The sequence below is a fragment of the Pseudonocardia adelaidensis genome (assembly GCF_039543345.1).
Lineage (GTDB): Bacteria > Actinomycetota > Actinomycetes > Mycobacteriales > Pseudonocardiaceae > Pseudonocardia > Pseudonocardia adelaidensis.
Genome location: NZ_BAABJO010000001.1, coordinates 141,275 through 160,388, shown reverse-complemented (window position 1 = coordinate 160,388; position 19,114 = coordinate 141,275). Strand labels below are relative to the sequence as shown.

The following is a 19,114-nucleotide window of genomic DNA, read 5'->3' as shown; positions in this document are numbered from 1 at the left end:
ATGCCGAGGCCGGAGACTCGGCGCCGCCGTGAGGCGAACCAGGGAGGTCGCGGTGGGAGTCGAACGCGAACGGGTGCAGGGTTTCGAGCACGTGGAGAACGGGTCGGGACAGCCGAGCCCCTGGTACCTCTGGGGGCCGTACCTCAGCGAGCGGCAGTGGGGCACGGTCCGCGAGGACTACAGCGCCGACGGCGAGGCCTGGACCTACCTCCCGCACGACCGCGCGCGATCCCAGGCATACCGGTGGGGCGAGGACGGCCTCGCCGGGTTCAGCGACACCGAGCAGCGGTTGTGCCTCGGGCTCGCGTTGTGGAACGGCCGCGACCCGATCCTCAAGGAGCGGGCGTACGGGCTGACCGGGTCGGAGGCCAACCACGGCGAGGACGTCAAGGAGTACTGGTGGTACCTCGACGCGGTGCCCAGCCACGCCTGGAACCGGTACCGCTACCACTACCCACAAGGTGCGTTCCCCTACGAGCAGCTGCGCGCGGAGAACGGTGGGCGGACCAAGTTCGACCCCGAGTACGAGCTGCTCGACACCGGCGCGTTCGACGACGACCGCTACTGGATCGTCGAAGTGCACTACGCGAAGGCCGACCCGACCGATCTGCTGATGACCATCGAGGTCACCAACGCCGGCCCGGCGGCCGACGTGGTGCACGTGCTGCCCACGCTGTGGTTCCGCAACACCTGGTCCTGGGGGCTCGCCGCACCCGCGCCCGAGCTGGAGGCCACCGGTTCGCGGTCGGTGGTCGTGCCGCACCCGTTCCTCGGCGACCTGGAGCTCGTCGCCGGACCGGGTCCCGGTGACGCCGACCCCACCCTGCTGTTCTGCGACAACGAGACGAACTCCGCACGGCTGTACGGAGCGGATGCAGGCCCTCGGTTCCCGAAGGACGGCATCAACGACCACGTCGTGGCGGGCGCGGCGACCGTCAATCCGGAGCGGCGCGGCAGCAAGTGCGCGGCCTGGTACCGGATCGAGGTCGGACCGGGCGAGACGGCCGAGCTGCGGCTGCGGCTACGCCCGGCCGGCGTGCCGCCGGAACCGGTCGGCACGGTCGGCGCGGACTTCGAGCAGGTCCGGGCGGCACGGCGGGCCGAGGCCGACGAGTTCTACGCCGAGCTGACGCCACCCGCCGCATCCGCGGACGAGGCGGCCGTGATGCGCCAGGCATTCGCGGGGATGTTGTGGAGCAAGCAGCTCTACCACTACGACGTGGCTCGCTGGCTGGACGGCGACCCGAACGAACCGCTCCCGCCCGGCTCCCGTCGGTCCGGCCGCAACTCCCGATGGCGCACGTTCAAGGCCTTCGACATCATGTCGATGCCGGACAAGTGGGAGTACCCCTGGTTCGCGGCCTGGGACCTGGCTTTCCACTGCGTCCCGTTGGCGCACGTCGATCCCGGGTTCGCCAAATCCCAGCTCCTGCTGATCTGCCGCGAGTGGTTCCAGCACCCGAACGGCGCGCTGCCCGCGTACGAATGGGACTTCGGTGATGTCAACCCGCCGGTGCAGGCGTGGGCAGCCCTCGAGGTGTTCGCCATCGACGGCGGCCGGGACATCGAGTTCCTCAGCCGCGTGTTCGACAAGCTGCTGGTCAACTTCACGTGGTGGGTGAACCTCGAGGACGCCGACGGCTCGAACCTCTTCGAGGGCGGGTTCCTCGGGCTGGACAACATCGGCCCGATCGATCGTTCGCACCTGCCCGATGGCTGGGTGCTGGAGCAGTCCGACGCGACCGGGTGGATGGCCACCTACGCCCTGTCGATGGGCACGATCGCGCTGATACTGCGTCGCGCCGGGCAGCGACCGGCCGACGACCTGGTGCTGAAGTTCCTCGAACACTTCGCCGCGATTCGGCACGCGATCGACTCCCAGGGGATGTGGGACGAGACGGACGGCCTGTTCTACGACCGGCTCGCCACGCCCGACGGCCAGCGGGTACCGGTCAGGACCCGCTCGATGGTCGGCATCATCCCGATGCTCGCCGCCGGAGTCGTCGACGAGCAGATGCTGGACCGCGTCGAGGCCGCCGGGAAGTACTTCACCGAGTACCTGGAGCGCGAAGGGCTGCGGGACCGGGAGAAGCTCGTCAAGCTCGGGCTCCTGCGCGGCGGCCCGGACCAGCGCCAGCTGCTGCTCGGCGTGGCCAGCGCGGACAAGCTGGAGCGGATCTTCCACACGCTGTTCGACCCGGCCGAGTTCCTCTCGCCGCACGGTCTGCGCGCCATCTCCGCGTACCACCGCGAGCACCCCTACGAGCTCGACGTCCAGGGGGTCCGCGCCACGATCGACTACGAACCGGCGGAGTCGACCACGGACATGTTCGGCGGCAACTCCAACTGGCGCGGCCCGGTGTGGTTCCCCCTCAACTACCTGGTGGTCGAGGCGCTGGATCGCTACCACCGGTTCTTCGGCGACGACTACGCGGTGGACTACCCGACCGGATCGGGACACCGGATGTCGTTGGGCGCCGTCGTGCAGGACCTCCAGGACCGCCTCATATCGATCTTCCTGAGGGGCCCGGACGGCCGGCGGCCGTGCTTCGGCTGGGTCGATCGCTTGCAGGACGATCCGGCATGGCGGGACAACCTGCTGTTCAACGAGTACTTCCACGGCGACAACGGGGCCGGGCTCGGCGCGTCCCACCAGACCGGGTGGACCGGCGTGGTCGCCGACCTCATCCGCCGCAGGTACGCCGCGACCGAATCGATCGGCACCGTGCTGCGCCGGATGCGCGACGAGGGGGTGCGACGGTGAAGACCACGGCGAGCACGACGGCGACCACCACGGCGACGACGCGGGCCCTGCCCGGGAGCATGTACCCGCTGGGTGCAAGCCCGACTGCCGGTGGTACGAACTTCGCCGTCGCCTCGGGTGCGGACGCGGTGCGCCTCTGCCTGTTCGGCGACGGCCCCGTCGAAGACGGCGGGGAGACCCAGGTCGAGCTCACCCAGTACGACGCCGGCGTCTGGCACGGTTTCGTGCCGGGCGTCGGCCCCGGCCAGGCGTACGGCTACCGGATGTCCGGGCCGTGGGATCCGCACCGGGGACTGCGCTACAACCGGGCGAAGCTCCTGCTCGACCCCTACGCCCGGGCCATCAGGGGGGAGGTGCGGTTCGGGCCGGAGGTGCTCGGCCACCGGCCCGATGATCCGTACGCGCGCAGCGACCTGGATTCCGCGGCGCACGTGCCGCGCAGCGTCGTGATCGACCCGGCGTTCCGGTGGAGCGACCGACCTCGGCCCCGGCACCGGTACTCGGACACGATCCTCTACGAGGTGCACGTCAAGGGCTTCACCGCGACCCATCCCGACGTGCCTGCCGCGCTCCGCGGGACCTACGCAGGCCTCGGGCACGACGCCGCGCTGGCCCACCTGGTCAGCCTCGACGTGACCACGGTCGAGCTGCTGCCGGTCCACCACAACGTGCCCGAGGCGTTCCTGCGCGAGCGAGGCCTGACCAACTACTGGGGCTACAACACGATCGGCTACTTCGCCCCGCACGCCGGCTACTCCGCGGCCGTGCGCGCCGGACGCCCCGGCGGGCAGGTCGCCGAGTTCCAGGCCATGGTCGACGCCCTGCACGGTGCCGGGCTGGAGGTCGTGCTCGACGTGGTGTTCAACCACACCGCCGAAGCCGATCACCTCGGACCCACGCTCTGCCACCGCGGCATCGACAACGCCGCCTACTACCGCCTCGACCCGGCGGACCCGAGCCATTACGTCGACACGACCGGATGCGGCAACTCGCTCAACGCCGCGGACCCGTTCGCCCTGCAGATGATCATGGACTCGCTGCGCTACTGGCTCACCGAGATGCGGGTCGATGGATTCCGCTTCGACCTGGCCCCGACCCTGGCCCGCGAGCAGGGCGGCTTCGACCGGCTCTCGGCGTTCTTCGACCTGGTCGCGCAGGACCCGGTCGTGGCACGGGCCAAGCTGATCGCCGAGCCGTGGGACGTCGGCCAGGCCGACAGCTACGACATCGGCCGGTTCCCGCCGCTGTGGCGGGAGTGGAACGGCCGCTACCGCGACACCATGCGTGACTTCTGGCGCGGCCACGAAGGCATGCTCGGCGAGTTCGCGACGCGCTTCAGCGGCTCGTCGGACCTCTACGGTGGCCGCAGCCGCCGCCCCACCGCTTCGGTCAACCTGATCACCGTGCACGACGGGTTCACCCTGGCCGACCTGGTGTCCTACGACACCAAGCACAACGAGTCCAACGGCGAGGACAACCGCGACGGGACCGACGACAACCGGTCGTGGAACTGCGGCGCCGAGGGTCCGACGACCGATCCGGACGTGCTCGCACTGCGCGGGCGCCAGCAACGAGCGATGTTGACGACGCTGATGCTGTCCTTCGGGGTACCGATGCTGCTCGGCGGCGACGAATTCGGTCGTACCCAGCAGGGCAACAACAACGCCTACTGCCAGGACGGCCCGTTGACCTGGTTCGACTGGGACCACGTCGACGAGGAACTGTTCGGCTTCACCCGGCGCCTGATCGCATTCCGGCGAGCGCACCCGGTGTTCCGGCGACGGCGGTTCCTCTCCGGGGTCGACTGGCGGCAACTGCGCTGGTACACGCCGGGCGGCGAGATCGTCACCGGTGAGGAATGGGCTGATCCGGGTGCGCGCAGCGTGGCGATCTACCTCGACGGGGTCGACGAGCCCGACCATGCCGAGGACGGCACCCTGCTCCTCGACGACGACTTCCTCGTGCTGGTCAACGCCTGGTGGGAGCCGCTGGAGTTCGTGGTACCGCCGACCCGGGACGGTCAGGTCTGGGAGCCGGAGCTGGACAGCTTCGAGCCCACCGGCATCCGGTCGCCGGTGAAGCTCGGCGCAGGCGACCCCGTCACCGTCAACGCCAGGTCGTTGGTCGTGCTGCGCGGGCCCGTCGCTTCGCTGGGGTAACCGGCATGGACATGACGGCGCGGGAGTTCCGGAGGCGTCAGGCGAAGGCGGGCCTCGCGATCAACGCGATGGGTGTCCACCTGCTCGACTACCTCCAGTTCGAGGATGTGCTGCCGCACTGCGAGGCGACCGGGCGCTGGGAGTTCCTGTTCGTCGCCGCTCCGCTGCGGATCACGGGCGGGACCGGGTCACCGCTCGATCCGATCGCGATCCTGTAGGCGAGATGCTCCACCTCAGGGTCTACGGTCACGCCGACTCGCTCACGCGGATCGGCGGCGACCTCGAGGATCACGGTGCGGCGCGCAACGTCGCCCTCGCCCCAGGGGTGCGCGCCGGGTACGTCCTCCTCAGCGCGGAGGTCGTCGCGGACTCGGCGGACGCCGTGCTCGAGCTGCTCGTGCGCAGCGGGGTGGCCGAGGAGGACATCAAGATGGCGCGGCTCGACGAGATCGGGCCGATCAAGCCGGGGCGCACGGCAGGGAGCCTGATCTGGGCCGACGTGCTGGGGCAGGCCCGCGCGAACTCCCGCCCGGTCGCGCGCTACCTCGTGTTCCTGGTTGCGGCAGGCGTCATCGCGGGCTTCGGCGTGATCGACGAGAGCACGATCCTGATCGTCGGCGCGATGGCGGTGAGCCCCGATCTGCTGCCGATCACCGCGGCATGCGTCGGCTTGGCGAGTCGCCGTGGTCAGCTGTTCCTGAGGGCGCTTGCGACGCTGGCCATCGGTATGGGCGCGGCGTGCCTCGCCGCGGCGGTGCTGAGCGGATGCCTCGGCCCCCTCGGTCTCCTGCCGCCCGGGTTCGTGGTCGGCGAGGCCGCACTGGCCGGGCTGACGACGATCAACGCGTCGACCATCGGCGTGGCGCTCGCGGCAGGCGTCGCCGGCATGCTCGCCCAGGAGACCCGTGCCAGCGCGGCGGTCGGCGTGGGTATCTCGATCACCACGATCCCGGCGGCGGCCTATCTCGGTGTCGCGGCCGGCCTCGGTGAGGCGACCACGGCGTTGGGCGCGCTGGCCGTACTCGGAGCCAACGTGGGCGTGTTGGTGGCATCCGGGACGCTGACGCTCGTCGTCCAGCGGCTCGCCGAGGGCAGGGCCAGTGCCGCTGCCCCCGGCGGTCCATCCGGTAGGTAGCCGATCGATCCGACAGCGGAGGGCTCCGCCCCGCCCGGTCCGCTCAGCCTCGGCGCCGTGAGACCCGGCGTGCGGTGCGGCGTGCGGTGCGGCGTGCGACCCGTCGTGATCCGAACATCGTTCCTCCTCGGTACCGCGGTCCCCGCCCGTCAGGAAGTGCCTGCGGACGCGTGCTCGAGCTCGTGCAGCTGCCGGGCTTCCTCCGCCGTCACCAACCCGATCTCGACGAGGTCGAGCGGGCTGATGAACCCGTCGCCGATGCGGAATCCGCCCGCCTTCGCCACGGCGTCGCGGAGCGGGACCGCCCAGTGGTGCTCGATCAGCAGCAGCGCCGCCGCGGAGTCGTTCGGGATCTCCTCGAGGACATCCCACGCTTCCTCGTCGGAGAAGACCTGGATGCCCTCGGCCGCGGCCTCGGCGCCGGCCTGCGCACCGGCCACCATGCCCGTGTCGCCCTCGATGCCGAGCCCGATCAGCGCCCCCACCGCGCTGCCGAGCTCCCGCGCCTCGTCGTCGGAGAGATTGCTCAGGTGCGCGACCTCGACCTCCCCGGACGCATCCTTGTGCACCGCGAGAGCGTCGATCACCCGGACCGTGTCGCTCTCCCGGAGCCGCTCCAGCTCCGCGATGATCTCGCCGTGGAAGTCCGGTTTGTTGAATCCCAGCACGATGAGCTGGACTGGTCCGATCGCCATTGCACACCCTCTCGTCGTTGGCCTTGCCCATCCATCTCCTGGGCCGCGAGCCGAAAGGCCAGCGTCGTGTCCCGGAGCCGCCCGCGCCTCACCCCGAGCGGATGACCCCCCGGCTGTCAGTCCCTGCTGGGCGGTGTGTCGTAGACGTCGCGCAGCCGCTCGATCTGCTGGGTGGTGAAGGCTCGCTCGCGCCGGGCGTCGCGTGCGAACGCGGCGGCCCAGGTCAGGATCGCGCCGGCGCGGTTGCGGTACCCCGTGAGGAAGGCGATGTGGATGAACAGCCAGCCCAGCCAGCCCGGGAACCCGGCGAACTTGACGGGGCCGGCCGACACGACCGCGTTGCCGCGGGAGAGGTACGCGGCCGACCCGAGGTCGTAGTAGCGGAACGGGCCGAGAACCTTGGCCCTGCCGTTGCCGTTGCCGCTGCCGATCCGGTGCCGGATCCGGCGGCCGGCGTAGAGCCCCGACTGCATGGCGACCTCCGCCACGCCGGGCAGCTTGTTCCGATTCATCATGTCCCCGACGACGGAGATCTCGGGGTGGCCGGGGATCGTGAGGTCCGGCTCCACCTCGATCCGCCCGGCGCGATCCTGCACCGCCCCGGTTGCCTTGGCCAGGGCGTTGGCGACGGGGGGCGTCTCGACGCCGGCCGCCCACAGCACGGTCCCGGCATCGTGGCGGACGGTGGTCCCGGCCCGGTCCCGGACGTCGAGGCCCTCGCCGTCCACGCCGGTGACGATCGAGCCGAGGTGCAGCTCCACCCCCAGCTCCCGCAGCGACGTGGCCGCCTTGGCCGACAGCGCGGGGCCGAAGGACGCGAGCGGCGCGCTGCCACCGTCGAACAGCAGGACGCGGGCGTCCTCGGGCCGGATGCGGCGGAACTCCGCGCGCAGGGTGCGGGTGGCCAGCTCGCGGATCTGCCCGGCGAGCTCCACCCCGGTGGGGCCGGCGCCGACCACGGCGAAGGTCAGCCAGCGGCGCTGCTCGGCGGGGTCGGTCGCGGTCTCGGCGAGCTCGAACGCCCCGAACACCCTGCGGCGGATCGCGAGTGCGTCGGCGATCGTCTTCATCCCCGGTGCCCACTGCGCGAACTCGTCGTGCCCGAAGTAGGACTGGCGGACGCCCGCGGCGACGACCAGGTCGTCGTAGGGCAGCGTGATGCGCTCACCGCCGGGTCGCTGCGCGACGATCTGCTTCCCCGCGACGTCGACGTCGACGACGTCGGCCAGCACGCACTCGACGTTGCGATGGCGTTTGAGGACGTCGCGCAACGGCGCGGCGATCTGGCCCTCGGACAGGATCCCGGTGGCCACCTGGTAGAGCAGCGGCTGGAACAGGTGGTGCTGCGCGCGGTCGACGAGCGTGATCGCGACGTCACCACGGCGCAGCGCCCGCGCCGCGAAGAGCCCGCCGAAGCCGCCCCCGACGATGACGACCCGGTGCCGTGGCGCACCGCTTCCTGCTGTCCGGTCCATGGTGGTCCCTCCGAGTGGGCGGATCACGCCGGGTCGTGCCAGCCCAGGCCGTTCGGGAGGAGCGCGTCGGCCTCCTTGGGCCCCCACGTGCCACGCGCGTACTGCTGGACCGGAACGACGTCGCCGAGCACGGGGTCGACGACCCGCCATGCGGCCTCGACGGTGTCCTGCCGGGCGAAGAGCACCCGGCGCCCGTCGAGGGCGGCGCCGATGAGCCGGTCGTAGGGGCGCATGTCCGAGCCGCTGTCCTCGGCGAAGACGAGGTCCTGCAGTTGCGGCTCGATGCCGGCACCGGGCTTCTTCCCGGCCAGGGTGAGGCTGATCTGCGTGCCCGGCCAGATCCGGAACCGCAGCGCGTTGGCGAGGTGCGTCGTGTCGACGCCGAACACGTCGAGCGGCACGGGCTTGAACCGGATGCTGATCTCGGTGGCGGTCACGGGCATCGTCTTGCCGGCGCGGATCAGGATCGGCACCCCGGCCCAGCGCCACGAGTCGAGCCCGAGCCGGATCGCGACGTAGCTCTCCACGGTGGAGAGCGGGTCGACGCCGTCGACCTCGCGGTAGCCGTCGTACTGGCCGCGGACGGTGTTCTCCGGGGTCAACGGGCGGAGCGCGGAGATCACGCGGGACTTGGCGTCCAGCCACGAGTCGGGCCCTGAGCTGTCCGGCGGGTTGGCGACGACGGTCGCCAGCACCTGCAACATGTGGTTCTGCACCACGTCGCGGATCGCGCCGGTGGCGTCGTAGAACCGGCCCCGGTCGGCGACGTCGAAGGCCTCGGCCATCGTGATCTGGATCATCTCGACGTGATCGCGGTTGAGCAGCGGTTCGATCATCGAGTTGGCGAACCGGGCAACCACCACGTCGTTGAGCGGGTCGAGGCCGAGCCAGTGGTCGACCCGGTAGATGGCCTCCTCCGGGAAGTACCGGTGCATCGTCTCGTTGAGCGCGATGGCGCTGGCCAGGTCGGTGCCGAAGGGCTTCTCCACCATCACGCGGGCGCCCTCGGCCCGCCCCGCCTTCGAGATGCCTTCGGCGATGCGGCCGAACAGGAACGGGGGCACCTCCAGGTAGAACAAGGCACGTCGGCCCTCGCCCATCTCCCGGGCCATGGCCTCGTACGTGGCGTTGTCGCCGAGGTCACCGTCGACGTAGCGCAGCAGGCCGAGCATCGTCCGCGCCGGCGCCGACTCCGGGTCGATGCGGTTGTCGCGCAGGGACTGCGCGGCGTACTCGCGGAAGCGGCCGAGGTCCCATCCGCTCTTGGCGACCCCGATGACGGGGACGTCCAGCACCCCCCGATCCACCAGCCCCACGAGGGCGGGGAAGGTCTCCAGCTTCGCCAGGTCACCCGTCGCACCGAAGATGACCAGTGCGTCCACTCGGTCGGCTGCCATCGTTGTACCCCTGTCGATCATCCGAGTCGCTCGAGCACGTGGTCCCCGACGCGCAGCGCGTTCGCGATGGCCGTCAGGGACGGGTTCACCGCGCCGATGCTGGGGAAGAAGCTGGTGTCGACGACGTAGAGGTTGTCCAGCTCGTGTGCCTTGCAGTCGACGTCGAGCGCGGAGCTCGCCGGGTCGGTGCCGAACCGGACCGTTCCCGCCTGGTGCGCCGTGGCGCCGATGGGCATGCCCTTGTGCATGTAGATGCTGTGGTGGAGCAGGTGCTTCTCATGCATGCCCAGGTCGCCGAGCCGGTTCTGCAGGGCGAGCCGCAGGCGCTTCAGGCCCTCGACGTTGTTCCTCTCGTCCAGTGCGAGGTGAATGCGCCCGTCGCCGTCGAGCGTCACCCGGTTCTCCGGCTGGGGGAGGTCCTCCCCGCAGAGCCAGAAGTCGACGGCGTGGTGCGCGAGCACGTCGAAGGGCATCTCGGGGGAGATGCGGCCGGCCCAGTGCGGGGCGTTGGCGCGGATCTGTTCTGCGTCGGACTTGCCGAGCATCTGGACGCCACCCATCGGGTAGTCCCACTCGTCGGAGCCGCCGTTGATCGAGCCGAGGTACCAGTCGTTGAGGGCCAGCGTCTTCTGGAAGGTCGTGGAGTTCGGCTCCTTCGAGACGGCCATCATGGCCAGGTTGTTGTGCCGCATGTAGTGCCGCCCGATCACGCCGGAGCCGTTCGCCAGCCCGTCCGGGTGCCGGTCGTTCGCGGAGCGGAGCAGCAGGGCCGCGGAGTTCACCGCGCCGCACGCGACCACGACGATGTCGGCGCTGAAGCGGACGATCTCCCCGTCACCGAACTCGGTCACCACGGCGGTGACCGCTCGGCCACCCGGGTCGGTCTCCAGCCGCGTCACGTGGGCGCCGGTGAGCAGCGTGACGTTGTCGTGGCGCAGGGCGGGGTCGACGCAGACCACCTGGGCGTCGGCCTTCCCGTTCACCAGGCAGGGGAAGCCGTCCACCCGGTCGCAGCGGATGCACACGCTGCCGTGCGCGGCCATGCCGTGCGGATCCTGGGTGAGGCGCACCCCGATCGGCAGGTGGAACGGGTGCAGGCCCTGCTTCTCGAGGTCGTCGGACAGCTGCTGGATCCGTGGTTCGTGGCTCACCGGGGGGTAGGCGTAGTCCGCGCTCGCATGCCCTTCGGTCGGGTCCTCGCCGTGCCGGCCGTGCACGAGGTAGAGGGCCTCGGCCTCGGTGTAGTACGGCTCGAGGTCGGTGTACGCGAGCGGCCACGCCGGGGAGATCCCGCCGTGGTGGCGGATCTCGCCGAAGTCCTGCGGGCGGAGCCGGAACAGCGCGGCGCCGTAGAACTTGGTGTTGCCCCCGACGTAGTAGTTGACCTCGGGTGGGAACTCCTCACCGTCGCGGTCGAGCCAGAACTCCGGGGCCCGGTACTTCCCCTTCACGAAGACCTCGGTCGAGTCCCAGTTGTCGCGTTCTCGGGGCAGGTAACCGCCGCGTTCGAGCATCAGCACCCGCCGTCCCGAGGGAGCGAGGCGGTGGGCGAGAGTGCCGCCCCCGGCGCCGGTGCCTATGACGATGACCTCGTAGTGGCGGTCGTCGGACACAGTGCCTCCCCGGTGCCGGTCGAGTGCAGGAAGCCCACGGTCGGGCGGCGCGGATCGCGACGCATCACCTCGCGGAGGTGAGTGGCGGGTGGGCCCCGGGGTGTCGCGCGCCCGTCGATCGGAACGGGCACGGATCCGACAGGAGGCGTGCCCGGACCGAATCCGTGCGGGGCTGTGGGGGCGGCCGCGGTGGCTCGTCCGTCCCGGGTGATGCCTCTGCCATCCCGTCCCGGGACCGTGGCGTCCCTGGCCGTGGGCGTGGCTCGCCTGCGGAGGGATTCCTCGAAAATCGCGGAGGAGGCGGCCATGACCGAGGCAGCGATTTCCGACCACGGACTGATCGGCGACCTGCAGACGGCGGCACTGGTCAGCACGGACGGGTCGATCGACTGGTTCTGCTGCCCGCGCTTCGACTCGCCGAGCGTGTTCGGTGCCCTCCTCGACGACGAGCGTGGGGGCCACTTCCGGGTCCGGCCCCGGCACGACTACGAGTCGAAGCAGATGTACTTCCCGGACACCGCCGTGCTCATCACGCGCTTCACCACCGAGGCCGGGGCGGGCGAGGTCGTCGACTTCATGCCGCCCTCGGGCCGGGAGGCCACCAGGAATCACCGGCTGGTGCGGATGCTGCGCTGCATCCGCGGCGAGATGAGCTTCGAGGTCGACATCGCCCCGCGGTTCGAGTACGGCCGCAGGGCGCACCGGACGGAGCTGACCGAGCACGGGGCGGTGTTCAGCACCGATGCCCTGACGCTGACCCTGCACGCGGTGCGGGAGCCCGACGACGCGCGGTTGGCACAGGTTCGCGTCGAGGAGGGCGACGTGCGGGCGTCGATCGACCTGAAGGCCGGGGACGTGCGCGGCGTCGTGCTGGAGTCGGCGGCCGACGGCCCGCCCCGGGAGATCCGGGTGACGGAGTTCCAGGCGCTATTCGACGACACGGTCGCGTTCTGGCAGTCGTGGCTGACCCGCTCGACCTACACGGGGCGCTGGCGGGAGACGCTGCAGCGTTCGGCGATCACGTTGAAGCTCATGACCTACGCGCCGAGCGGGGGGCTGGTGGCGGCACCGACCACCGGGCTGCCCGAGCAGGTCGGCGGGGAACGCAACTGGGACTACCGCTACACGTGGGTGCGGGACGCCTCGTTCTCCATCTACGCCCTGCTACGGCTGGGCTTCACCGAGGAGGCGGCGCAGTTCAGCGGCTGGCTGCGGGACCGGGTGGCCGAGCGCGTCGGGGGCGAGGGTGGCCCGCTGAACATCATGTACCGGGTCGACGGTTCCTCCGACCTCAAGGAGGAGTCGCTGGAGAACTGGTCGGGCTACCGCGGCTCGCGCCCGGTCCGGATCGGGAACGGCGCCTCCGACCAGCTCCAGCTCGACATCTACGGCGAGGCGCTGGACAGCATCTACTTCGCCGACGCCCGCGGCCTGCAGGTCGGGCACCGCGGCTGGATCGCGATCCGCGAACTCCTGGACTGGCTCGCCGAGCACTGGGACCAGCCGGAGGAGGGCATCTGGGAGACCCGCGGCGGCCGTCAGGACTTCACCTACGGACGGCTGATGAGCTGGGTGGCGTTCGACCGGGGCATCCGGATGGCGGCCACGCACGGGCGGCCCGCCGCCGTCGACCGCTGGCGCGGGGCCCGGGACGCGATCTACGACCAGATCATGACCAAGGGGTGGAACTCGGACCGGAAGGCGTTCGTGCAGCACTACGGAAGCGAGGTGCTGGACTCGTCGCTGCTGCGGATGTCCAGCGTCGGGTTCATCGCCCCGCAGGACCCGATGTGGGCCTCCACGCTGCGGGCGATGGACAGCGAGCTGGTCACGGACAGCCTCGTCTACCGCTACGACCCCGGCGCGTCGCCGGACGGCCTGCTCGGCTCCGAGGGCACGTTCTCGCTCTGTTCCTTCATGTACGTCGACGCGCTCGCGCGGGCGGGAAGGCTGGACGACGCCCGGCTCGCCTTCGAGAAGATGCTCACCTACGCCAACCACGTCGGACTGTTCTCCGAGGAGATCGCCATCACCGGCGAGCAGATCGGCAACTTCCCGCAGGCCTTCACCCACCTCGCGCTCATCGACGCCGCGATCACCCTCGACGAGGCGCTCGACCGGAGCGCCGGCCGATGACGGGGGAGTGAGGTGTCCGCCGTCGACCTGGCGCGTCTCCAGTTCGCCAGCACGTCGATCTACCACTTCCTGTTCGTGCCGCTCACGATCGGGTTGGCGCTGCTCACCGCGGTGCTCCAGACGCGGTGGCACCGCACCGGCGAAGCGGAGTACCTGCGGCTGACCCGGTTCTTCGGCATCCTGCTCGTGATCAACGTGGCGGTCGGGGTGGTCACCGGACTGGTGCAGGAGTTCCAGTTCGGGATGAACTGGTCGGACTACTCGCGCTTCGTCGGTGACGTCTTCGGGGCGCCGCTCGCGATGGAAGGGCTAGCCGCGTTCTTCCTCGAGTCGACGTTCCTCGGGCTGTGGCTGTTCGGCTGGGGCCGGCTCTCACCGCGGGTGCACCTGGCCACGATCTGGGCGGTGGCAGTGGGCGGGGTGCTGTCGGCGGCGTTCATCATGGCCGCGAACTCCTGGATGCAGAACCCGGTCGGGTACTCGCTCGATCCGGCAACCGGGCGCGCGCAGCTCACCGACATCGGTGCCGTGCTGACCAACCCGGTGTTCCTGCGCAGCTACCTGCACGTGCTGCTCGCGTCGCTGATCACCGCCGCCGTCGTCATGCTGGCCATCTCGGCGTGGCACCTCCGGCGCGGCTCCGGCGTCTCGGGGTTCGACCGCTCGGCGCGGATCGCCCTCGCGGTGCTGGTTCCCGTCACGGCGCTCAACCTGCTGGTGGGCAGCGAGCTCGGGGTGACCGAAGGCCGGTACCAGCCGATGAAGATCGCGGCCGCCGAGGCGCAGTGGGAGACCTGCCAGCCCTGCTCGTTCTCGCTGTTCCAGATCGGCGGCGGCAGCGACGACGAGACCCCGACGAAGGTCATCCAGGTGCCGCACCTGCTGTCGGTGCTCGCCACGAACTCGTGGAACGGGCAGGTGGTGGGGTTGAACGAGCTCCAGGCCCAGTACAGCGCGCAGTACGGGCCGGGTGACTACGTGCCCAACGTGTTCGTCCAGTACTGGGCGATGCGGACGATGGCCTACCTCGGCAGCCTGATCCTGCTCGTCGGGATGTGGGGGTTGTGGCGGCGCAAGCGACTGGCGACCTCGCGGTGGTTCCTCCGCGTCGCCATCTGGTCGTTGCCGCTGCCGTTCCTGGTGAACACCGCGGGCTGGGTCCTCACCGAGAACGGGCGCCAGCCCTGGATCGTGCAGGGCCTGCAGCAGACCAGGGACGCGGCGTCGCCGTCGGTCGGTGCGGCGACGATCGCGACCAGCCTGGTGATCTTCATACTGTTGTACGGCGCGCTCGCCGTCGTCGACTGGATGCTGATGGCGCGCTTCGCCCGGAAGGAGCTCGCGTCCGAGCCGTCCCGGGACGAGGCCGGCGCACCCGCCATGGAACCGAGCTACTGATGACCCTCGCCGCCTTCTGGTTCATCGTCCTCGCCGTCCTGTGGACGGGGTTCCTGCTGCTGGAGGGCTTCGACTTCGGCGTCGGGATGCTGCACGGCGTGGTGGGCAGGGACGAGGGCGGGCGGGATGTCGCCGTCCGCAGCATCGGCCCGGTGTGGGACGGCAACGAGGTCTGGCTGATCACCGCGGTCGCCGCGACGTTCGCGGCCTTTCCCGCCTGGTACGCGACGATGCTGTCCGGCTTCTACCCGCTGATCCTCGTGGTGCTCGTCGCGCTGATCCTGCGCGGGGTGTCCTTCGAGTTCCGTGCGCACGCCCCCGGGGAGCGGAGCCGCCGGTTCTGGGACGGCGCGCTGACCTGGGGCAGCCTGGTCGTCCCGCTCGGCCTGGGCATCGTGCTCGGCGGTCTGCTGGGCGGGGTCCCCATCGATCCGCGACAGGAGTTCGTCGGAGGGCTCGGTGACCTGTTCCGCCCGTACGCGGTGGCCGCCGGGGTGACGGTCACGCTGATCTGCCTGCTGCACGGCGCCGCGTTCCTGGCCCTCCGGACGACCGGCGACCTGCGACTGCGGGCGCTGCGCGTCGGCAGGATCCTGGGCCCGATCGTCGCCCTCGTGGTGCTCGCGTTCGTCGCCTGGACCCGGGTCGTGTCCGGGCCCGGCGTGCTGCTGTCGGTGGTCGAGCTCGGCGCGGTGCTCGCCGCGGTCGCCGCGGCGGCGCTGGTCCGCTCGGGTCGAGACGGTGCCGCGTTCGCCGCCACCTCGGCCACGATGGCCGCCGTCGTCGTGTCGATCTTCACCGAGCTCTACCCGCGGGTGATGGTCTCGAGCCTCGGTGCCGCGAACGACCTGACGGTCACCGGCAGCGCGGCGTCGCCCTACGCGCTGCGGGTGATGACGGTCGTGCTGGTCGTGCTGCTGCCCGTCGTCCTGGGCTACCAGGGCTGGACCTACCACGTGTTCCGGAAACGACTGAGCGGCGCGCCCGGCGACGGCGACGGCGACGAGCCCGGCCCGCCGCCGCGCACCGCCGCCGCGGGCCCGGACAGCGGGGCCGGGCGCCGGATCGAGCCCGCGCCCGCGTCCTCGTCCCCGCGGGCGATGACCCGGTTGGCGTGGTTGCTGCTCGCCTGGGTGGTCGCCCGGCTGATCGCTCGTTTCATGGCAGCGCTGACCCCCGCTGCCCCTGGTGCCGTCGGCGCAGGGGCCGAGCGGCACGGACAGCGGTCGACAGGCAGTGGCGGGAGGCGGCGATGCAGTTGACACCACGGGAACAGCGCGCCCTCCGTGCGATCGAGGAGGCCCTCGCCGTCGAGGACCCGGCGCTCGCCAAACTCCTGGGCCGGGGGCCCGTGCGGCGGCGCGTGCGGCTGATCCGCTGGGCGACGTGGGCGGCCGTCACCGTTGCGGCGATCCTCCTGCTCGTCGCGCTCGCGCTGTCGGACGCCGGGATGTTCCTCGCTGCACTGGCGATCCTCCTGGGGCTCGTGGCGATCTTGCAGTGGGTCTCGCCGTCGGCCGGGGGCAAGAGGCGAGCGTGAAGCCGGCCAGAGCCGCACGAGCTGCTTTCGCCCGCCGCGGGTGACGCCCGGGTCAGGCGACGGTCCTACCGTCCGGAGATGACCACACCGGCAGCCACTCCCGCCGTCCCGGCCGCCCGCTCGTCCTCGAACGGTGCCCGCTCGCGGCCGGGCAGCATGCCGCGGGCGATGATCATCCTGGTTGGTGCGGCCGCTACGGTGATCGTCCTCGCGGGGGTGCAGGCAGTCGCGTGGCTGATCGGCCCGGCGTTCATGGCGCTGATCATCGTGATCGCGGTGGCGCCGGCGCAGAGCTGGCTACGGCGCCACGGGTGGCCGGGATGGGCCACGACACTCGTGGTGATCCTCCTCGTCTACGCGATCATGTTCGCGCTCGCCCTGGGGATCATCTTCTCCGTCGCCCGGCTGGCGACCGAGCTGCCGCAGTACGCGTCGAAGGCCGACGGGCTGGTGGCGTCCGCGACCGCGGAGCTGGCCAGGCTGGGAATCGGGCCGGAGCAGATCGCGCAGGCGAAGAACTCCCTCAACCTCGGCAACCTCGCCGGTGTGCTCGGGGCGCTGCTGGGCAGCGTGGCCGGGCTGGCGACCAACCTCGTGTTCCTGCTGGCGTTGCTGCTCTTCCTCAGCGTCGAGGCCGGGGGGACCGGGGACCGGCTGGCCTCCATCGCCGCGGACCGCCCGAAGATCGCCGATGCGCTCGGACACTTCGCCTGGGGCACCCGGCAGTACCTCCTGGTGACGACCGTTTTCGGGTTGATCGTCGCGGTGATCGACTCGATCGCGCTGGCACTGCTGGGCATCCCCCTGGCGATCACCTGGGGCCTGCTGTCGTTCATCACCAACTACATCCCGAACGTCGGGTTCATCATCGGCATCGTGCCGCCCGCGCTGCTCGCGCTGCTGACCGGCGGCCCGCAGCTGATGGTGATCGTCATCGTGGTGTACTGCGGGATCAACTTCGTGGTCCAGTCGATCATCCAGCCCCGGTTCATCGGAGACGCGGTGGGGCTGTCGGTCACCGTGACGTTCGTCGTGCTGGTGTTCTGGGCGTGGTTGCTCGGTCCGCTCGGGGCGATCTTGGCCGTTCCGCTGACGTTGCTGGCCAAGGCGCTGTTGGTGGACATCGACCCGCAGGCCAAGTGGGCTGACGCGCTGCTGAGGGACACCCCGAAGGAACCGGACCCGGATGCGCCCGCGAAGAAGTCGCGACGCGAGCGGCGGCGCGAACGCGAGCAGCAGAAGCCGGACCTGAACACCGCGCAGACCTGATCTCCAGCCGTTCATCCTCCGGAGGTGAGGCCCCGGGGATCGCCGGGGACCACGATTGCCCGATGAGGGACGAGCTGGACACCATGGGGCCGGTCGACTACCTCGTCGTGGAGTTCCCGGAGGCGCGGGTGCCGAGCGAGGTGCTGTCGCGGCTCGTCGACCTGGTCGACCAGGGCATCGTGCGCATCCTCGATCTGGCCTTCGTGCGCAAGGAGGCCGACGGTTCGGTCATCGGCCTGGAGGTCGCCGACCTCGACGGCGACGGTGAGCTCGACGTCCGGGTCCTGGAAGGTGCCGCGTCGGGGCTCGTCGGGCGCGACGACATGGACGAGGCCGGCGCCGTCATCGAACCGGGTCGGGCGGCGGCGATCGTGCTGTACGAGAACCTGTGGGCGATCCCGTTCGCGTCGGCGCTGCGCCGGGCCGGAGCCGGACTGGTGGCGAGCGGGCGGATCCCGGTCGCGGCACTGCTCGACTCCCTCGACGCCGTCGAGGCGGCCACTCCCGCCGACGCCTGACACCGAGAGGACGATGACCATGCCCGGTCTGCTTCGGGGAATCGCACGAACGGCGGTCATCGCCGGCACGGCGACATCGGTGTCCAACCGGGTGTCGCGGCGGCAGGCCGGCCGGTGGGCCCGCCAGGAGGAGCAGCAGGAACCGGCAGCGCAGGAGGAGCCGGCCGACCGCGAGCCCGGCAGTGGTGGGGGCGGCGGGGTCGGAATGGACGAGAAACTGGCGCAGCTGAGGCAGCTGGGCGAGCTGAAGAGCCAGGGTGTGCTGAGCGAGGAAGAGTTCGACCAGCAGAAGAGCCGGATCCTGAACTCGTGACCGCGCTCCGGGCGCCGTGAGCACGGAGGCGGTCTTCCTCGCCCTGACCGCCGTGATCCGGCCGACGAGCGCTGCGGCCGTATTCGCGATGGTCTCCTCGCGGCGTCCGCAGCGCCTGCTGGTGGCGTATCTCGCGGCGGGGCTCGCGTTCAGCGTCGCTGTCGGGACGCTGGTCGTCGTCCTCCTCGGCGGGCTGCAGTCGGCGCGGGCGTCGTCGGTCCGCCCGCTGCTCGACCTCGTGCTGGGAATCTGTGCGCTGGGCGGCGCCGTCAGCGCGTGGATCGGATGGCTGCCCCGGTCCCGGCCCCGTGGCCCGGTCGACGGTGACTCGGTGGAACCGGACAGCTGGCTACGGCGCCGGTTGAGGGACCTGTCGCCCTCCGGCGCCGCGGCGGCCGGTGTGCTCACCCACCTGCCCGGGTTGGTCTACCTGGCTGCGCTGAACGCGATCGCGGCAACCGGGAGCGGCTTCGCGGGCGGCGTCCTGCAGGTCGTCCTCTACAACGGCATCTGGTTCAGCCTCGCCATCGTGGCGCTGGTGCTGTCGGTCTACCGGCCGACCGTGTCCCGGGAGTTCCTCGAGCGCTTCGTCGCCTGGACCCGCGAGCACCTGCGGGTGATCCTCGTCGTGTCCTTCGGCGTGGTGGGTGGCTACCTGGTCGCGGTCGGCGTGACCGGCCTCGTCGGCGTCGCGTCGTGACG

Annotated in this window: 16 protein-coding genes; 12 read left to right on the top strand and 4 right to left on the bottom strand. The window is 70.9% G+C overall.

All coding sequences use genetic code 11. The annotated features are described in order from the left end of the window. Positions 1–52: 52 nt before the first annotated feature. Genes ABEA81_RS00780 through ABEA81_RS00765 form a run of 4 tightly spaced genes read left to right on the top strand, consistent with a single transcriptional unit; the run spans position 53 to position 6,058 of the window. The gene (locus ABEA81_RS00780) at positions 53–2,764 is read left to right on the top strand and encodes an MGH1-like glycoside hydrolase domain-containing protein (RefSeq protein WP_345602512.1); all 2,712 of its coding nucleotides are present in this window, start codon (positions 53–55) and stop codon (positions 2,762–2,764) included. Continuing rightward, positions 2,761–4,923: a glycogen debranching protein GlgX gene (glgX, locus tag ABEA81_RS00775; RefSeq protein ID WP_345602511.1), complete on the top strand. Its 2,163-nt coding sequence runs from the start codon at positions 2,761–2,763 to the stop codon at positions 4,921–4,923. Before ABEA81_RS00780 ends, glgX begins: the two co-directional genes overlap by 4 nt. Positions 4,924–4,928: 5 nt before the next feature. Beyond that, complete coding sequence (locus tag ABEA81_RS00770) at positions 4,929–5,141, top strand: hypothetical protein (RefSeq protein ID WP_345602510.1); 213 nt, start codon at positions 4,929–4,931, stop codon at positions 5,139–5,141. A gap of 5 nt (positions 5,142–5,146) precedes the next feature. Further along, positions 5,147–6,058, top strand: coding sequence for a DUF389 domain-containing protein (locus tag ABEA81_RS00765; protein WP_345602509.1), 912 nt, complete (start codon positions 5,147–5,149; stop codon positions 6,056–6,058). A gap of 149 nt (positions 6,059–6,207) precedes the next feature. On the opposite strand, the gene ABEA81_RS00760 is transcribed toward ABEA81_RS00765, so the two are convergent. The 4 genes from ABEA81_RS00760 to ABEA81_RS00745 all read right to left on the bottom strand — a co-directional run bounded on the left by ABEA81_RS00760 (position 6,208) and on the right by ABEA81_RS00745 (position 11,238). Beyond that, complete coding sequence (locus tag ABEA81_RS00760; protein WP_345602507.1) at positions 6,208–6,753, bottom strand: hypothetical protein; 546 nt, start codon at positions 6,751–6,753, stop codon at positions 6,208–6,210. A gap of 116 nt (positions 6,754–6,869) precedes the next feature. Next, positions 6,870–8,228: an NAD(P)/FAD-dependent oxidoreductase gene (locus ABEA81_RS00755; RefSeq protein ID WP_345602506.1), complete on the bottom strand. Its 1,359-nt coding sequence runs from the start codon at positions 8,226–8,228 to the stop codon at positions 6,870–6,872. Positions 8,229–8,251: 23 nt separating this feature from the next. Continuing rightward, positions 8,252–9,625 carry a glucose-6-phosphate dehydrogenase gene (zwf, locus tag ABEA81_RS00750; protein WP_345602505.1) on the bottom strand — a complete coding sequence of 458 codons (1,374 nt, stop codon included), beginning with the start codon at positions 9,623–9,625 and terminating at the stop codon, positions 8,252–8,254. Positions 9,626–9,642: 17 nt separating this feature from the next. Beyond that, a complete protein-coding gene (locus ABEA81_RS00745; RefSeq protein WP_345602503.1) occupies positions 9,643–11,238 on the bottom strand; it encodes a GMC family oxidoreductase in 1,596 nt (531 codons plus the stop codon). A gap of 306 nt (positions 11,239–11,544) precedes the next feature. Between ABEA81_RS00745 and ABEA81_RS00740 the strand changes: the two genes are divergently transcribed. From ABEA81_RS00740 to ABEA81_RS00705, 8 genes are all read left to right on the top strand, one after another. Further along, positions 11,545–13,374, top strand: coding sequence for a glycoside hydrolase family 15 protein (locus ABEA81_RS00740; RefSeq protein WP_345602502.1), 1,830 nt, complete (start codon positions 11,545–11,547; stop codon positions 13,372–13,374). Positions 13,375–13,386: 12 nt separating this feature from the next. Further along, positions 13,387–14,772 carry a cytochrome ubiquinol oxidase subunit I gene (locus tag ABEA81_RS00735; RefSeq protein WP_345602500.1) on the top strand — a complete coding sequence of 462 codons (1,386 nt, stop codon included), beginning with the start codon at positions 13,387–13,389 and terminating at the stop codon, positions 14,770–14,772. After that, entirely contained in the window at positions 14,772–16,034 is a 1,263-nt protein-coding gene (gene cydB / locus ABEA81_RS00730; protein ID WP_345602498.1) for a cytochrome d ubiquinol oxidase subunit II, read from the top strand. Before ABEA81_RS00735 ends, cydB begins: the two co-directional genes overlap by 1 nt. Beyond that, complete coding sequence (locus ABEA81_RS00725; protein ID WP_345602497.1) at positions 16,025–16,312, top strand: DUF3040 domain-containing protein; 288 nt, start codon at positions 16,025–16,027, stop codon at positions 16,310–16,312. Before cydB ends, ABEA81_RS00725 begins: the two co-directional genes overlap by 10 nt. A gap of 78 nt (positions 16,313–16,390) precedes the next feature. After that, entirely contained in the window at positions 16,391–17,581 is a 1,191-nt protein-coding gene (locus tag ABEA81_RS00720; RefSeq protein WP_345602496.1) for an AI-2E family transporter, read from the top strand. Positions 17,582–17,643: 62 nt separating this feature from the next. Beyond that, positions 17,644–18,099, top strand: a complete 456-nt coding sequence (locus tag ABEA81_RS00715) for a DUF6325 family protein (protein WP_345602494.1) — start codon at positions 17,644–17,646, stop codon at positions 18,097–18,099. Positions 18,100–18,118: 19 nt separating this feature from the next. Further along, the gene (locus tag ABEA81_RS00710) at positions 18,119–18,412 is read left to right on the top strand and encodes an SHOCT domain-containing protein (protein ID WP_345602493.1); all 294 of its coding nucleotides are present in this window, start codon (positions 18,119–18,121) and stop codon (positions 18,410–18,412) included. Between the two features lie 16 nt (positions 18,413–18,428). Further along, the gene (locus ABEA81_RS00705; RefSeq protein WP_345602492.1) at positions 18,429–19,112 is read left to right on the top strand and encodes a GAP family protein; all 684 of its coding nucleotides are present in this window, start codon (positions 18,429–18,431) and stop codon (positions 19,110–19,112) included. Positions 19,113–19,114: the final 2 nt, after the last annotated feature.

What these genes read in the sequence shown, in the direction of transcription:
- ABEA81_RS00770 (WP_345602510.1), top strand. Translation starts at nt 4,929, where the DNA reads ATGGACATGACGGCGCGGGAGTTCCGGAGGCGTCAGGCGAAGGCGGGC.
- ABEA81_RS00765 (WP_345602509.1), top strand. Translation starts at nt 5,147, where the DNA reads ATGCTCCACCTCAGGGTCTACGGTCACGCCGACTCGCTCACGCGGATC.
- ABEA81_RS00760 (WP_345602507.1), bottom strand. Translation starts at nt 6,753, where the DNA reads ATGGCGATCGGACCAGTCCAGCTCATCGTGCTGGGATTCAACAAACCG.
- ABEA81_RS00755 (WP_345602506.1), bottom strand. Translation starts at nt 8,228, where the DNA reads ATGGACCGGACAGCAGGAAGCGGTGCGCCACGGCACCGGGTCGTCATC.
- zwf (WP_345602505.1), bottom strand. Translation starts at nt 9,625, where the DNA reads ATGGCAGCCGACCGAGTGGACGCACTGGTCATCTTCGGTGCGACGGGT.
- ABEA81_RS00740 (WP_345602502.1), top strand. Translation starts at nt 11,545, where the DNA reads ATGACCGAGGCAGCGATTTCCGACCACGGACTGATCGGCGACCTGCAG.
- cydB (WP_345602498.1), top strand. Translation starts at nt 14,772, where the DNA reads ATGACCCTCGCCGCCTTCTGGTTCATCGTCCTCGCCGTCCTGTGGACG.
- ABEA81_RS00725 (WP_345602497.1), top strand. Translation starts at nt 16,025, where the DNA reads ATGCAGTTGACACCACGGGAACAGCGCGCCCTCCGTGCGATCGAGGAG.
- ABEA81_RS00720 (WP_345602496.1), top strand. Translation starts at nt 16,391, where the DNA reads ATGACCACACCGGCAGCCACTCCCGCCGTCCCGGCCGCCCGCTCGTCC.
- ABEA81_RS00715 (WP_345602494.1), top strand. Translation starts at nt 17,644, where the DNA reads ATGAGGGACGAGCTGGACACCATGGGGCCGGTCGACTACCTCGTCGTG.
- ABEA81_RS00710 (WP_345602493.1), top strand. Translation starts at nt 18,119, where the DNA reads ATGCCCGGTCTGCTTCGGGGAATCGCACGAACGGCGGTCATCGCCGGC.